The organism is Micromonospora sp. TSRI0369 (genome assembly GCF_001905625.1).
Taxonomy (GTDB): domain Bacteria; phylum Actinomycetota; class Actinomycetes; order Mycobacteriales; family Micromonosporaceae; genus Micromonospora; species Micromonospora echinospora_A.
This window is the reverse complement of record NZ_LIVU01000001.1, coordinates 512,974-528,387: the sequence shown is the minus strand read 5'-3', so window position 1 is coordinate 528,387 and position 15,414 is coordinate 512,974. Positions and strand designations below refer to the sequence as shown.

The following is a 15,414-nucleotide window of genomic DNA, read 5'->3' as shown; positions in this document are numbered from 1 at the left end:
CACCGGCGGCCGGGCGATCCTCGTCCAGCGGCTTCGACGGCCCGGCTCAGCTCGCGGCCTCGACGGCGCGGCTGTCATGCCGCGGCTTTCGACGGCCCGGCTGTCAGCCGGTGGCTTCGACGGTGCGGCCGGGTCCGGCAGCCGGGCCGGGACCGATTGCGCGCTTCGCCGCGGCGGCGCGGTGTCGCTGCACGGTGTCCAGCACCCGCCAGAGCACCGCCGCGATCGGCACCGACACGAACGCGCCGGCCACCCCGGCGACCAGCGTGCCGGCGGTGACCACCACCAGGATGACGGCCGGGTGCAGCTGCACCTGCCGCCGCATCACCAGAGGTTCCAGCAGGTTGCCCTCGATCTGCTGGACGGCGATCACGGCGGCGAGCGTGAGCAGGGCGGTAGTGGGGCCGTTCGCGGCCAGCGCGACCAGCACCGCCACCGCGCCGGCCACCGTGGCGCCGATGATCGGCACGAAGCCGCCGAGGAACGTGATCAGGGCGAGCGGCAGGGCCAGCGGGACACGCAACACGACCAGCGCCAGCCCGATGCCGATGGCGTCGATCGCCGCGATGATCATCGTGCCCCGGCTGTACGCGCCGAGCGTGCGCCAGCCGGCTCGGCCCGCCTCGGCGGTCAGCTCCCGGCGCGGGCCGGTCAGCCGGCGCAACACCCAGTGCCACATCGAGCGGCCGTCCTTGAGCAGGAAGAACAGCAGCACCAGCGCGAGCAGGATCGCGCCGGCCACCTCGGCGACCTTGCGCGCACCGGCCACCGGGTCGGGAGCGCCGCTGCTCAGGCCCTGCCGGATCTGCTCCACCAGCCGGTCGAGCTGCTGGTCGGTTACCGGCAGGCTGGAGGTGACGAAGTCCCGGGTGCGTTGCAGCCCCTCGTCTAGCTGCTGGCTCAGCTCGCTGAACTGGCTCGCGGTGAGATTCCAGACCAGGACACCGGCACCGCCCAGGATGCCGAGCAACAGCAGGATGCTGAGCAGGGCGGCGAGCCCGGCCGGCACCCGCAGCCGGCGCAGGCGTACCAGCACCGGGTCGAGCAGCGCGGCGAGGAACAGCGTGCCGGCCAGCGCGACCGCCAGCGGCGCGAGCAGCACCGCGATCTGCCCGAGCAGCCACAGCCCAGCGGTCACCACCAGGAGGCAGGCGCTCCAGGTGACAGCGGTCCGCACCGGCCAGGGCAGTCCCGCCCAGGTCTGCCGCGGGCCGGTCGTCGGTGCCGGCCGCGTCGGCTCGGATCCATCAGCGTCCACGTCGCCTCCTCGATCGTGGCCGTTGGTACCCGACGGACGTCGATCCGACACCAGGGCGGTAATGGCCCACCCGGTGTTTGTGCCCCCAGCCCCAGGGAAGGCTTCCAACGTATCGAAGGGAGATCCGACATGAGTGACTTCATGGACAAGGCGAAGGACTTCGCCGACAAGCATGACAAGCAGGTCGACCAGGGCATCGAGAAGGCTGGCGACGCGGCCGACAAGCGCACCGGCGGCAAGTACGACAACCAGATCGACAAGGGCGTCGACGCGGCGCAGCAGCGGACCGGCGAGGGTGACACCGGGCGCTGACCCCGTACACCCGCTCCGGCGCCGGACACGACGGCGGCCACGCCCCCTGGGGAGCGTGGCCGCCGTGGCGTCGGGGTCAGGAGCTGTAGCCGCGTCCGGCGATCCAGTTGGCCAGCTCGGTCACGTCCATCCAGTACGTCGGCGTGTCCGGCCGGGCCGGGTCGGCGATGAGGACGGTGTCGACGTCGCCCTCGTACCGCACCACGGTCAGGTAGTGGCCGGGGTAGCTGTGCTCCACGCCGTCGACGTCCCGGGCGCCGCCCAGGATGTTCGCCACCACCGGCCGGTCGTCGTCCACTGCGGCCCGGATGTCCGCGCGCAGGCGTGCGACCTGCTCCGGCGTGGCCACGTCGTCGCGGATCTCGGTGGTCCGGTACTTGCCTCCGGTGTACTCGTTGAGCACCCGGGTGATGTCGATGGCGGAGTCGGTGCCGTTCTGGGTGGTGCCCAGCTTCACGGCCAGCTCGTCCTGGCTCACGTCCTTGCCCTCGGCCGAGAGCGCGATGCGGGCCGAGGCGGGGCCACAGTAGAAGAAGTTCGGCTGGGCCTGGTACTCGTAATTGGCGGTGCGGTCACCCTTGCCCTTGACCGGGGCCGCGTGGGCGGCGGCCGGGCCGGCCACGGCCCCGCCGGCAGCGGCGAGGCCGGCGACGGAGAGCACGCACTTGCGGATGATCGGGTTCATGTCGAGGCTCCATTCGGGGGTCGGCGCTCCGTGCGGAGACGCGGCACCAGGAGTGGCGCTCGGCGTACGGAGAGTTCAACCGCCCTGCTTCCGGGCCTCATTTCCGGGCGTGACCGGAGCCACCGCGAAACCGGACAGACCGGCTCAGTCGGGCAGGCTGCCCAAAAGCCGGGTAACCGCGATCTCGATGACCACCCGCTCCGGATTCGGACGCGGCGTGCGATAGCGCCCGGCGTACCACCGCTCGGCCTCGGCCACCGAATCCGGGTCCCGGCGCAGCACGGCCCGGCCCTCCACGGTCAGCCACCAGCGGCCGTCGACCTGGCACACGGCCACCGGAGTGCCGTCCGGCCCGGCCGCCGCGACGTGCCGGGCCTTGGCGGACCCCGCGGAGGTGATCACCCGGGCCACTCCGGCCTCCGGGTCGAAGGTCACCCCCACCGGTACGACGTGCGGTGTGCCGTCGGCGCGCAGCGTGGTCAGCGTGGCGAGATGCCGGTCCGCGAAGAAACGGGCCACCCGCCCGTCGTGCGGGTCCAACCGGTGTCGTCCCGCCATGCCGTCTCCTCGCTCGCGTGCCTCATCGACGGGGTGCCGCGCCGGGCGGCAACGCCGGGGCCGGGGACTCCCCGGTGGCCCGCTGCGCGGCGCGGTGCTTGACTGCCAGCCGGCCCAGGTAGAACAGCGCGCCGGCCAGCACGCCCATGTCGTCCAGGTAGATCGGGTCGGGCAGCAGGTCCACCGGCATGATCGTGTAGATCAGCGCGCCGTAGAACGCGACCTTGCCACCGGCGCCGAGCGCGCCGAGCATGCGGCGGGTGCGGACCAGCCGGACGGCGAGCACGACCGCCCCGGCCAGCATGGCCGCCGCGACGACGGCGGCGAGTACGACGAGCACCCAGGATTCGCGGGACACGCCCTCACGCTAGCCGAGCCGGGTCGATGCCGCCCGCGGGCGTGGCCGTGGCGCCCTGGGTCGTGATCCGGGGCACCGGACCGCCACTTCGCCGAAGTGGTGGCAACGAAGTGGTGCCAACCCAGCCACCACCCCACTGGCGAACGGGCCGCCATTACGCCGAAGTGGCGGCATTGGAGTGCCCCGGACCTAGCCAGTTCCCCGGGCTGGTGAGCCGGGCGCCATCTCGCCGAAGTGGTGGCAACTAAGTGGCGCTGATCCAGCCACTTCGCCGAACTGGCGAACTGGGCCACCACTACCCCGAAGTGGCGGCATCGGAGTGCCCGGAATGCAGCCACTTCGCCGAACTGGCGAACGGGCCGCCATTACGCCGAAGTGGCGGCATCGGGGTGCCCCGGACCTAGCCAGCTCCCCGGGCTGGTGAGCCGGGCGCCACTTCGCCGAAGTGGTGGCAACGAAGTGGTGCCGACCCAGCCACCACCCCGAACTGGCGAACCGGGCCACCACTACCCCGAAGTGGCGGCAACGGCTCGGGACGGCGGGGCGCTCAGGCCGCGACGGCCGCCCGTCCCCGGGCCACCGGGCTCAGCTCGCGGGTGATGTCGGCGCCGGCCGTCCCGGTCGGCAGCTCCCGGGTGGTGTCCGGCCCGGCGAACCCGACGATGGACAGCTCCGCCTGCGGCTCGACGACCGGGTGCAGCGCCGCGAACACCTCGTCACGCAGGCTCTGCGCCGCCGCCGCGGCCAGCTCGGCGGCCTGCCAGGCGGCCTGCTCCCGCTGCGTGGCGGCCCGGTGCCGCGCGGCGAGGTTGTCCCGGACCAGCCGGCGCAGCAGCAGCTCCTGCTCCACCGGATGCCGGCTCGGGTCCCAGCCGTTCCCGCCGAGGATGTCGCTGAGCTGCCGCACCGTGATCTCGTTGCGCCACTGGGCGTCCATCGCCGCCCGGTGCAGCCAGCGCTCCCGGTCCGCGTACTCGGCCGGGGTCCGGGCGGTCCGGGGCAGCGGCAGCGCCGCGGCGGCGCCCAAGCGCCGCACGTCGTCCTCGGCCGCCTGGTACGCCTGCCAGGCCGCCTCGGCCTCCTCCTGCGCGGTCAGCCACTCCGACCGGCTCCGCTCGGCGGTCGCCGCCGCGCGGGCGGCGGCCACCGCCACCTCGTCGGCGTACCGGTCCCGCTCCCGATCCTGTACGCGGGCCCGCTCGGCCTGTTCGATGCTGCTCGGCCGGGCGGCGTCACTGATCCGGTCGACAAGCTCCGAGCGGAACCGGGACGGGCGGACGATCAGGGCGGCGATCACTGTCGCGGCCACGGCGAGCAGAGCCAGCCAGATCACGGCGGCCGCGGGGATGTCGGGCAGGACGGTGGAGAAGACGGTCTGCATTACCAGCACCTCAAGGTGGAACGACTGACGAACAAACGGTTGTGGCCCGGTGGTCCGGGCGGGTGCGCCTCGTGCGGAGGCGCGACTCGACGCGCGGCAGGGCGCGCGGGTGCGGCTCATCGGGCCGCGTCGGGGCGTACCGGAAAGTGGTCCGGTCAGGCGCGCGGCGGACCGCGGCGGGCGATGGCCGCCCGAGCCGGGTCGGCGACGGCCACGGCCTCGACGCCGGGCACGCGCCCGGCGGAGGCGGAATCGGTGACGGCGGCCGCGTCGGCGGCGGGGCCGGTGGCGGACCGGGGCGCGCCGCCGGCCGTCGTGGTGCCTGCCGCGACCGGAGACGCGATCGCGCTCGGCGCGAATCCGGCGGCGGATGTCGCCCGGGCGTCGGTCGCCCCGAACCCGGCGGTACGAACCGTCGTGACGGACTGCCCGGTCACGACGGCGTGGGCGGGTGCGGCGGCGATGCCCTGGAGGCCGGCGATCAGCACCAGGCTGGCCACGGCCGTGCGGGCGATCCGGCGCAGCGTCGCCGTCCAGGTGGACGGGGTGAACGCTACGGGCAGCACCGTTTCAACCTATCGGCCGGCGAACGATTTCGCAGCTCAAAGATCTTGCTGGTTACGTGAGCCGTCCCACGGGTCGCTGTGGACGGACCGATTCGTCAGGGCGGGCGAGCGGACTCCACCGGACGCGAAACGGCGCGGAGCCCGCCGGGGCGCCGCGCCGTTTCGTGGATGCCGTCAGTTGCCGCCGAGCACCGGCGGCGGGGCGCCGTCACCGTCGCCCCAGACCATCTCGTCCTCGGTGAGCCAGGTCAGCCGGCCGTCGGACTCGTCGTCGCCATGGCTGCCGCGACCACCGAGCACGCCGCCACGACCGGCCATCGCGGGCCGCCCGGTGCCGCCGGCGCGCTCGCCGGCCTTGCCTCCGGCCTCGACCACCAGGCCGCGACCGGAGGTGAGCCGGCCGGTGCCGGCCGCCGCGCGGTTCTCCGCGCCGGGCACTCCGCCGAACCGGGCCGAGGACGCCGAGTTGGGACCGGTGCCCGCGAGTGCACCGGTGCTGAGCACGCCGGGGGCGCCGTAGAGCCCGCCGCCGCCCCCGCCGGCCGTCATCGTCGCCGGGCCGCCGCCGGAGCCGAGGCCCGGGCCGCCGCCGATCGTCGGGCCGCCGGTGGTGCTGGTCAGCGGGCCGGCGCCGGCCAGCGAGGTGCCGGTCGGGTCGACAGTGCCGCCGGTGGTGACCGAACCCGGGGCGCCCGCGCCGGGGCTGCCGCCCGGGGCACCGGCGCCCGGGGTGCCCTCACCCGGCGAGCCGCTGGTGGGCGCCGTGTGGTGCACGCCCGACGTGGTGGCGGTGGCGCTCGCCCCCGGGCCGAAACTGCCCAGGCCCGGGCCGGACGACGGCGTCTTGACCGACGGGCCGTTCTGCAGGTTCGGGTCACCGTTGCTGGTGTTGCCGGGCAGCTCGACCTCGGGCGGGTCCGGCACGACGATCCGGCCGTACGCCGAGAAGTCGTAGCCCTCGGCGAGCTTCGCCACGACCTGCACCATCCGCTGGTGCGCCTTCTCCTGCTCGGCCTTGTCCTGCTGGTGGCCGACGATCCCGCCGATCACCGCGCCGGGGGCGCCGCCGAGCAGGAAGCCCTTGCCGGCGCCGGAGAGCAGCTTGTCGTTGTCGTCGGTCTTCTCCGGGCTCTCCGCCTTGGTCTGCGCGGCCCGCAGCTCGCTGGACATCATGTCGAGGCCCTGCCGGATGCCGGTCATGCCCTCGGCGAGGTTGCCGGAATAGCGCACGACCATGTCGAGCCGCCTGGTGAACTCGCGCGCGGCGTCGCCCGTCCAGCTCTTGGACAGCGCCTCCAGGTCGGCGGTCAGGTCGCGGCCGAGGTCGTCGAGCGTGCCCTTGAGGGAGGTCCACTGGGCGCTGAGCGCCTCGATCTGCCTCGGGTCGCCGGCGTTGACGCCCTGGTAGAGCTCCTCGTGGCTGACGTGCTCGTAGCGCCGGGTGTACTCAGACACGCGGGTCCTCCTTCGGCTGCTTCATCGCCTCGTTCAGCCCCGAGAGGGCGGCGGCGATGTCGGCCGCGGCGGCGGCGTTGCGGGCCTCGGCGGTCTTGTAGTTCGTCATGATCTTGTGGGTCGCCTCGCGGGCGGCCAGGATCGCCCGGCGCAGCCGGTCGACGTGGTTGACGTAGCTCTGGTGCGTCTCGGAGTAGCGACGTGCGTTGTCGTTCGCGTCGGTGAACGTGCCGAGCGCCGGCGGGCGGCACTGCATCTGGGTGTTGAGCTTGCGCAACACCGACTCCGCCTCGTGCAGGCGCCGCTCAAGTCGCTGGTGGAAGTCCTCCAGGGACAGTACGTCTACTGTCGTGCGACCCGTCATGGCTGTATCCCCGTAGTCATCGTCGATAACCTTCGCCGCACTCAGGTTAGTCGAAACGCGCCAACCCGGGCGACCCGTGACAGCTTCCATCCACATCGGATCCCGAAGGGGTCGGTCAACCGCCCTGGACCTGGGCCGCCGCGCCGCCGGCGGAGGGGCTCGCGGTGGGCGCCGGCGGGGACGAGGCATCGAAGTACGCCATCGCGTCCGCCCGGGACAGCGTCGGGCCGGTCGGCACCAGCGCCAGCAGCGAGGCGGGTACGGCCACCGGCGTCACGTCGCCGTACCCGAGGGCGCTCTTCGCGTCGCCCCCGTCGGTGCCGAGCGGATAGCGGATGCCCTGGGCGGTGATCAGGTAGACCGTCGACCCGGCCGCGGGCTTGCCGCTCTCCCCGGCGGTGGCCTGTGCCAGCACGCCCTTGCCGCCGGGCAGCAGCACGTTCTCGGCGGTGCGTACCGCGTCCCGGCCGCCCTGCCGCGACGGCATCGCGGCTGTCGCCTCGGTCAGCTCGGCCGGCGGGGAGTCGAAGACCTCCAGCGTGGTGGTCGGCGGCTGGCCGGCCGGGCCGGGCCGGTAGGTGGCGCAGAGCACCGTGCGCCCCGGGCGGACCTCGTGCGGCGTCGGCAGCCGGGCGGGCAGGCCGTCCGGCTCCAGCCGCTGGTCGGTGAGGAGCCGGCCCGCCTCGTCCGGAGTGATCTGCGTCACCTCACCGCCCCGGCCGAGCAGCAGCAACGCGGTGACCTCCCGGACCGTTGCCAGGCCCTGCCGGGTGAGCACGTAGTACTGGCCGGCCGCCTGGTAGACCTGGCCGATCCGGGCCGGCCGGCCCGCGACGGCGAGCCCGCTCGGGCCGCCGTCCCCGTCGATGGTGGGCTTGCGCAGCACCGGGCCAACCGGCACCGCGTTCAGCAGCTGCTGCCCGACGGTGAGGTTCGTGACGCCGGCCATCTTCAACGCCACCAGCGCCTGGTCGTCGCCGGCGACGCGCAGCCGCGAGCCGCCGGTGAGCAGGTAGCGGGCCTCGCCGGTGCGCACCACGACGGCCCGGTCGGTGAGCGCGGTGCCACCGGGCAGCGTCCGGTCGATCACCAGGTGCGTGGTGGAGCGCTGCGTGTCGTTCGGGTCGGGCACGTCGCACACCGACCAGGGGAGCCCGACCAGGGACTTGCGGTCCGGCAGGTCGTCCGGGGCGCCCACGATGCCGACCAGCCGGCCGCGCGGCCGGTCCTTGATGGACGCCTGGGACATGGTGCGCGGCTTCGCCGCCGCGTCGTTGACGATCAGCCGGGCCGAGGCGTAGTTGAGCGTCGGGCGCAGCACCCGGTCCTCGCCGAAGTAGTACGTCGCGCCGGTCTCCCGCTCGATCACCAGCGTGTTCGGCTCCAGCGGCGCCGAGTTGCTGGTGAGCTGCCCGTACGCGCCCACCCCGCCGAGCACCACGGCGGCCGCGATCACGCTGCCGAACACCGCCATGCCGAGGCGGCGCATCGGCAGGTCGTTGGTCTCCGGATCACCCGAGAGCAACGCCGAGACGATGCGGCGGGTGACGAAGCGGTACGCCTGCACCTGATCGCGGCGGGTCCGCATGACTAACCTCCGGCGGGGGTGGGTCCACGACGACAGGGCCGAGCGGCGCCGCGGGCTTCCCTACGATAAGGGGCCGCCGGGGGTGCGCCGGACCCCGTCCGCCGCCCGAACGCCGCACCCCGCCGGCGGACGCCCAGGATGTCCAGAAGGGACGCTCACCGATGACGCAGCTGCAGGCGCCACCCGGTCGTACGGCCACCGCCCCCGCCGTACCGGCGGACCGGCCGGTCACCCCGGCCGACAAGCGCCGCCGGGGCCGGCTCGGCCCGGTCGTGGTCGGCCAGCTCGTCGTGGTGGAGTGCGCAGCGCTCGCGGTCTGGTTCGCCACCGCCGGCCCGGCCTGGCTGCTCGGGGTGGTGGGCGTACTCGCGCTGCTCGCCGTAACCGCCGCGTTCGCCCGCCGGGGCGGTCGCTGGTGGTACGAGGACCTGATGCTCCGCCGCCGGCTGCGCCGCCGCCGCGACCGGGCCCGGGGCGCGGCGCCGGGCGGCGACCCCCGGCTGGCCGCGCTCGCCCCGGAACTGACAGTGGTGGAGCTGACCGAGCGCGGCACCCGCCTCGGCATCGGGCAGGACGACCGGGGCTGGTTCGCCGCGCTGGCGCTCACCGGCCGCCCCGGCGCGCCCGCCGGCTCGATCGAGGCCGCCGTGGTGGACCGCGCGCTCGCCGTGCTCGCCGACTTCTCCGGCCCGGTCACCCAGACCCAGGTCGTCTCGCACACCCTGGTCTGGTACCCGGCCCCCGGCGCGCCGCCGTCGGCGCACCGGACCGTGTGGGTGGCGCTGCGCCTGTCGGTGGCCGACGCGCGGGCCGAGACGGTGAGCCGGGGCGGCGGCCTGCGCGGCGTGCACCGGACGGTGGCGGCCGGGGTGGGCCGGCTCGGCAAGGCGCTCAACGCCGCCGGTCTCAGCCACCGCGTGCTCGGCCGCGACGAGCTGCACGCGGCGGTGGTGTCCGGGGCCGGGCTCGACCTGGCGCCGGAGGCCCCGGTGGAGACGTGGACCAGCGTGCGCGGGGGCGGCTGGACGCAGCGCTGCCTGGCCCTGCGGGTACGCCCCAACGGCGCGCTCGGCGCGCTCGTGGACGCGGTCACCGCCACCTCCGCGCCCTCGCACACGGTCGCCGCGGTGGTGCTCCCGGGCGGCCGGCGGGTGCCGCCGCTGCTGCGGGTGGCGGCCATGGACGGGCACGCCGAGGCGCTGGTGAAGGCGGTCCGGGACATGGCCGGGCGCGTCGGTGTGCCGGCCCGCCCGCTGGACGGCCAGCACGGCCCCGGCGTCTACGCGACCGCGCCGGTCGGCACCGCGATGGGAACCGTCACGGTCGAAGGTTGACGATCCAGCCGTACATGCCGCACACCCAGACGGCGAGCGGCACCAACGCGATGATCAGCAGGATCTCGACGATGTCCAGGATCCGGCCCCAGACCGGCGAGATCCGCTTGCCGGCCACGGTCAGGCCGTAGACCAGGCTGATCACGGCCAGCACGGCCAGGCCGCCGAGGATCAGACCCAGCCGTACCGCCAGCGAGCCGGCGGCGAACAGGGCGGCGGCGACCAGCCCCAGGCCGACGGTGCCGGACAGCAGCACCGGCGTGCGCTGCCCGCGGCTGAGGAACGGGCGCGCCCGCAGCAGCGACAGCAGCGCCAGCACCAGGCAGAGCAGGACCGCCGGCAGGCGGCCGTCCTCGGCCAGCACCACCTCGCCGCCGAGCACCAGCAGCGAGACGGTCCAGAGCAGGCCGGTGAGGAACCCGTCGGCGCGCTCGCTGTTGCGCAGCACCGACGGCCCGTCCACCGACTCGGTGTCCGTCTTCAGGTCGTCCGGTCCGGTGGGAATGGACGGCACCGGCAGCCGGGCGAGGCGGTAGGCGAGCATCGGCAGCGCCGGCAGCGCGCCGAAGGCGACGGTCGCCACCACGGCCGCCGAGGCCGCCGCGTCGATGTCGAAGGCCAGGCTGAGCACCGCGCCGAGGCCGACCGCCGCCCCCACGCCGACCGCGCCGAGGAACAGCGGCAGGCGGTCGCCGACGGCGAGCGCGGCGATCGCGCCGAACACCACCACGGCGGTGCCGGCGAGCAGGACGTGCGGGCTGGCCAGCTCGCCGAGCGTGCGGTCCCCGGCGAGCACGAGCAGGCCGCCGACGCCCGCGTAGCCGACCCCGACCAGGGCCAGCACCGCGCCGGTGCGACTGTCGCCGGCCGCCCGGGACAGCACCGCGGCGCCGACCAGCAGAGCCACCGCGACCACGAACGCGGCGGCCGCGCCGGGTAGCTGTGGCGGACCGGTGAGCAGCGCCGCCACCGCTCCGGCGGCCAGCGCGGAGGCGGCCAGGAGGACCGCGAACGTCCGGGTGGTGCCCACCTGCCAGGCGCCCGCCCGCTGCGTGGTGGAGGTGGCGACCGCGTCCACCACGTCGTCGAAGACGATCTCCGGGGCGGTGGCCGCCCGGGGGTTGAAGTAGAGCACCTCGCCGTCGCGGACCCCGAGCTGCGCCGCGGTACGGCCACCGTCGAGCGGCTGGCCGCCGAGCCGGGACAGGCTCCAGCCGCCGTGGCGCACGCCCTCGTCGGCCAGGTCCTCGCCCGCGTAGCGCAGCAGCGTGGGCAGCAGGTCGGCGAGCGGCACGTCGGACGGCAGCGCCAGGTCCATCCTGGTACGCGGCGCCACGATGGTGATCCGGCTCAGCCCGCCGGTCGCCGTCTTCGTCGCCACAGTGGCCTCCTCGTTGCTCGCAAACGATCCGCTCGGCCGTCGGCGTCGCCCCACGGGTCCACGACGCCTCCGGGAGATTACCTACGATGGCGGTCGCACAGGTTGCCCACCCGACGCTCACCGGCGGTGGCAGACCACGATCAGGGCCGCTTCTGAGAGGGGAGAGCCGTGAGTACGGTGGTGTTCCGCCGACTTCCGCGTCAACAGGGGCCCGCGCTGCCGCGCGGCGAGGTGCTGCTGGAGTCCCCGCCCGAGCTGCCGGAGCCGAAGGCCAAGGGCATGGGGCAGGTGCTGATGATCCTGCCGATGCTCTGCGGCGTCGGCGCGATGGCGTTCCTCTACGCCGGCCGCGGCGGCGGCATGATGACGTACGTCGCGGGTGGTCTGTTCGGTGTGTCCATGTTGGGCATGGCGATCGGCACGCTCGGCAACGGCGGCAACGACAAGGCCGAGCTGAACGCGCAGCGCCGCGACTACATGCGCTACCTCGCGCAGATGCGCAAGCGCACCCGCCGGGCCGCCGAGCAGCAGCGCGCCGCGATGACCTGGCGGCACCCGGAGCCGGACGCGCTCTGGTCGATCGCCGCCTCCCGCCGGCTGTGGGAGCGGCGGATCACCGAGGACGACTTCGGCGAGGTGCGGATCGCGCTCGGCCCGCAGCGGCTGGCGGTGGAGATCGTGCCGCCGGAGACCAAGCCGGTGGAGGACCTGGAGCCGATGAGCGCGATCGCGCTGCGCCGGTTCGTCCGGGCCCACTCCAGCGTGCCGGACCTGCCCACCGCGCTGTCGCTGCGCGCGTTCAGCCGGATCGCGTTGCGCGGCGACCGGGAGCCGGTGCTCGACCTGGCGCGGGCCGCGCTGGGCCAGCTCGTCACGTTCCACGCCCCGGAGGACCTGCTGGTGGTCGTGGTGGCCGCGCCGGACCGGCAGCCGGTCTGGGACTGGGTGAAGTGGCTGCCGCACGCCCAGCACCCGGGGCGTACCGACGCGGCGGGCGCGCGCCGGATGGTGTTCGCCGCGCTCGACGAGGCGGAGACCGCGCTCGCCCAGGACCTGGGCGGCCGGCCCCGGTTCGCGCCGGAGGCGAAGCCGTTGACCACCGCGCCGCACGTGGTGGTCGTGCTGGACGGCGGCGAGGTCTCGGCGACCTGCGCGCTGACCGGCGCGGGCCTGCTCGGCACCACAGTGGTCGACCTGTCCGGCACGGTGCCGCGCGACGCCGGGCGCTGGCTGCTCTGCCTGGACGCCGGCGACGGCACCGGGCTCGACCTGGTCCGCGGCACCGCCACGTCCCGGCTCGGCCACCCGGACCGGCTGTCCCTGTCCGCCGCCGAGGGGCTGGCCCGGCAGATCGCCCCGTTCCGGCTCTCCCAGCAGCAGGGCGCCAGCACTGAGGAGCCGCTGGCCCGCAGCATGGAGCTGCCCGACCTGCTCGGCGTCGGCGACGCGGCCACCGTGGACGTCCGGCAGACCTGGCGGCCGCGCAGCCACCGCGACCGGCTGCGCATCCCGCTCGGCCTGGGCCCGGACGGCAACGTGGTCGAGCTGGACTTCAAGGAGTCCGCGCACGAGGGCATGGGCCCGCACGGCCTGGTGATCGGCGCGACCGGCTCGGGCAAGAGCGAACTGCTGCGTACGGTGGTCGCCGCGCTGGCCGTGACGCACTCCTCGGAGGAGCTGAACTTCGTCCTGGTCGACTTCAAGGGCGGCGCCACGTTCGCCTCGCTGGACGCGCTGCCGCACACCAGCGCGGTGATCACCAACCTCTCGGACGAACTGCCGCTGGTCGACCGCATGCGGGACGCGCTCGCCGGTGAGATGAACCGCCGGCAGGAGGTGCTGCGGGCGGCCGGCAACTACGTCTCCCGCTACGACTACGAGAAGGCGCGGGCGGCCGGTGAGTCGCTGGAGCCGATGCCGAGCCTGCTGATCATCTGTGACGAGTTCTCCGAGCTGCTGGCCGCCAAGCCGGACTTCATCGACCTGTTCGTGATGATCGGCCGCCTCGGCCGGTCGCTCGGCGTGCACCTGCTGCTCGCCTCGCAGCGGCTGGAGGAGGGCAAGCTGCGTGGCCTGGACACGCACCTGTCGTACCGGATCGGCCTGCGCACCTTCTCGGCTGTGGAGAGCCGGATCGTGCTCGGCGTGCCGGACGCGTACGAGCTGCCCAGCGCGCCGGGCCACGGCTACCTGAAGACCGACACCGCCACCATGCTGCGGTTCCGTGCCGCCTACGTGTCCGGCCCGTACCAGGCGCCGGGGCAGGTGCAGCGCTCCACCCGGGCGCAGGTGCAGCGGCGGATCGTCCCGTACGGCATCGACTACGTACCGGCGCCGGCGCTGCCGAGCCCGGCGGAGGCCACGCCGGAGCCGGAGCAGTCGGGCGACGGCAAGGCGGTGGCCATGCTGGACGTGCTGATCGACCAGCTCAAGGGCCGCGGCAAGCCGGCGCACCAGGTCTGGCTGCCGCCGCTCGCCGAGCCGTCCGGGCTGGCCGAGATGCTGCCGAAGCTGAGCGTGCACCCGACGTACGGCCTGACCACCGCCGACTGGCCGGGCCGCGGCCGGCTCGCCGTGCCGGTCGGCATCGTGGACCGCCCGTACGAGCAGCGCCGCGACCCGATGATGGTGGACCTGGCCGGGGCCGGCGGCAACGTGGTGATCGTCGGCGCGTCGCTGAGCGGCAAGAGCACCATGCTGCGCTCGATGCTGGCCTCGCTGGCGCTCACCCACACGCCGCGCGAGGTGCAGTTCTTCTGCCTCGACTTCGGTGGTGGCGCGCTGCGCAGCCTGGACGGGCTGCCGCACACCTCGGGCGTGGCGGGGCGGCGGGACACCGAGGCGGTCCGGCGGACGGTGGCCGAGGTGGTCGCCGTCATCGACGAGCGGGAGAACCGGTTCACCCAGCACGGCATCGACTCGGTGGCCAGTTACCGGCGCCGCCGCGCTGCCGGTGAGTTCGCCGACGACCCGTTCGGTGACGTCTTCCTCGTGGTGGACGGCTGGAACACGCTGCGCCAGGAGTACGAGGAGCTGGAGCAGACCATCACCAACCTGGCGAACCGGGGCCTCGGCTTCGGTGTCCACGTGGTGATCACGGCGGTGCGCTGGGCGGAGATCCGGATCAACATGCGGGACCTGCTCGGCACCAAGCTGGAGCTGCGGCTCGGTGACCCGTCCGAGTCGGAGATCGACCGGCGGGCCGCGCAGAACGTGCCGGTCGGCGCGCCGGGTCGCGGCCTGACCCGCGACAAGCTGCACTTCCTGACCGCGATCTCGCGGATCGACGGCAAGCGCGACATCGAGGACCTGACCGAGGCGTCGGTGGCGCTGGCCGGTCACGTCGCGGCGAACTGGCCGGGCCGCCCGGCGCCGAAGGTCCGGCTGCTGCCGCGCAAGCTGGCGGTCACCGAGCTGGCCAAGGTGGTCGACCGGTCGGCGCCGGGCATCCCGATCGGCGTCAACGAGTCGGCGCTCGCCCCGGTCTACCTGGACCTGGCGAGCGAGCCGCACCTGACCGTGTTCGGCGACGCCGAGTGCGGCAAGACGAACCTGCTGCGGCTGATCGCCCGGGGGATCGCCGAGCGGTACACCCCGGCCCAGGCGCGGCTGGTCATCGCCGACTACCGGCGCGGCCTGCTCGGCGCGGTCGAGGGTGACCACCTGCTCGACTACGCGCCGTCGAACCAGGTGTTCAGCCAGGGCCTCGGCTCGATCCGCAGCGCGTTGCAGAACCGGCTGCCCGGCCCGGACGTCACCACCGCGCAGCTGCGCGACCGCAGCTGGTGGAAGGGGCCGGACCTCTACATCCTGGTGGACGACTACGACCTGGTCGCCTCCGGCGGGAACAACCCGCTCAGCGCGCTGCACGAGCTGCTGCCGCAGGCACGGGACATCGGCCTGCACCTGATCGTCACGCGGCGCGTGGGTGGCGTGGCCCGGGCGCTGTACGAGCCGGTGCTGCAACGCCTGCGTGAGCTGGACTCACCGGGCCTGCTCATGTCCGGTAGCCGGGAGGAGGGCGCGGTCTTCGGCAACCTGCGGCCGACTCCGCAGCCGCCGGGCCGGGGCACGCTGGTGCGCCGCCGCGACGGCCAGCAGCTGATCCAGACCGCGTGGACGGAACCGGCCTGACGGGACGGACGACCGGCGCGGGTTTCCGGTAGCGTCGGCC

Annotated in this window: 13 protein-coding genes; 3 read left to right on the top strand and 10 right to left on the bottom strand. The window is 74.4% G+C overall.

Annotated features, from left to right (window positions below; genetic code table 11):
- Positions 1-103: 103 nt before the first annotated feature.
- A complete protein-coding gene (locus AMK25_RS02570; RefSeq protein WP_073825943.1) occupies positions 104-1,258 on the bottom strand; it encodes an AI-2E family transporter in 1,155 nt (384 codons plus the stop codon).
- 129 nt (positions 1,259-1,387) lie between these two features.
- Between AMK25_RS02570 and AMK25_RS02565 the strand changes: the two genes are divergently transcribed.
- Positions 1,388-1,570 (top strand): antitoxin, encoded by a 183-nt coding sequence (locus tag AMK25_RS02565; RefSeq protein WP_073825939.1) that lies wholly within the window; start codon positions 1,388-1,390, stop codon positions 1,568-1,570.
- Positions 1,571-1,646: 76 nt separating this feature from the next.
- Here AMK25_RS02565 and AMK25_RS02560 read toward each other — a convergent pair whose 3' ends face one another.
- From AMK25_RS02560 to eccB, 8 genes are all read right to left on the bottom strand, one after another.
- Entirely contained in the window at positions 1,647-2,255 is a 609-nt protein-coding gene (locus AMK25_RS02560) for a C39 family peptidase (protein ID WP_073825936.1), read from the bottom strand.
- A 144-nt stretch (positions 2,256-2,399) separates the two neighbouring features.
- Entirely contained in the window at positions 2,400-2,813 is a 414-nt protein-coding gene (locus tag AMK25_RS02555; RefSeq protein WP_073825932.1) for a pyridoxamine 5'-phosphate oxidase family protein, read from the bottom strand.
- A 22-nt stretch (positions 2,814-2,835) separates the two neighbouring features.
- On the bottom strand, positions 2,836-3,171 hold the full coding sequence (locus AMK25_RS02550; RefSeq protein WP_073825929.1) for a DUF1232 domain-containing protein: 336 nt from the start codon (positions 3,169-3,171) through the stop codon (positions 2,836-2,838).
- 547 nt (positions 3,172-3,718) lie between these two features.
- Entirely contained in the window at positions 3,719-4,552 is an 834-nt protein-coding gene (locus AMK25_RS02545; RefSeq protein ID WP_073825925.1) for a hypothetical protein, read from the bottom strand.
- A gap of 155 nt (positions 4,553-4,707) precedes the next feature.
- On the bottom strand, positions 4,708-5,118 hold the full coding sequence (locus AMK25_RS02540; protein ID WP_073825921.1) for a hypothetical protein: 411 nt from the start codon (positions 5,116-5,118) through the stop codon (positions 4,708-4,710).
- A 174-nt stretch (positions 5,119-5,292) separates the two neighbouring features.
- Positions 5,293-6,573, bottom strand: coding sequence for a WXG100 family type VII secretion target (locus tag AMK25_RS02535; protein WP_073825918.1), 1,281 nt, complete (start codon positions 6,571-6,573; stop codon positions 5,293-5,295).
- A complete protein-coding gene (locus tag AMK25_RS02530; protein WP_073825915.1) occupies positions 6,566-6,937 on the bottom strand; it encodes a hypothetical protein in 372 nt (123 codons plus the stop codon). The genes AMK25_RS02535 and AMK25_RS02530 overlap by 8 nt, the downstream gene beginning before the upstream one ends.
- A 115-nt stretch (positions 6,938-7,052) precedes the next feature.
- Positions 7,053-8,525, bottom strand: a complete 1,473-nt coding sequence (gene eccB / locus AMK25_RS02525) for a type VII secretion protein EccB (protein ID WP_073825911.1) — start codon at positions 8,523-8,525, stop codon at positions 7,053-7,055.
- Between the two features lie 161 nt (positions 8,526-8,686).
- Here eccB and AMK25_RS02520 point away from each other — a divergent pair, with 161 nt between their 5' ends.
- Positions 8,687-9,859, top strand: a complete 1,173-nt coding sequence (locus AMK25_RS02520; RefSeq protein ID WP_073825908.1) for a type VII secretion protein EccE — start codon at positions 8,687-8,689, stop codon at positions 9,857-9,859.
- Here the strand turns inward: AMK25_RS02520 and eccD are convergent.
- Positions 9,843-11,240 carry a type VII secretion integral membrane protein EccD gene (gene eccD / locus AMK25_RS02515; protein ID WP_073825904.1) on the bottom strand — a complete coding sequence of 466 codons (1,398 nt, stop codon included), beginning with the start codon at positions 11,238-11,240 and terminating at the stop codon, positions 9,843-9,845. The two genes, AMK25_RS02520 and eccD, sit on opposite strands and share 17 nt — an antisense overlap.
- A 168-nt stretch (positions 11,241-11,408) precedes the next feature.
- Between eccD and eccCa the strand changes: the two genes are divergently transcribed.
- On the top strand, positions 11,409-15,374 hold the full coding sequence (eccCa, locus tag AMK25_RS02510; RefSeq protein WP_073825900.1) for a type VII secretion protein EccCa: 3,966 nt from the start codon (positions 11,409-11,411) through the stop codon (positions 15,372-15,374).
- Positions 15,375-15,414 lie beyond the last annotated feature (40 nt).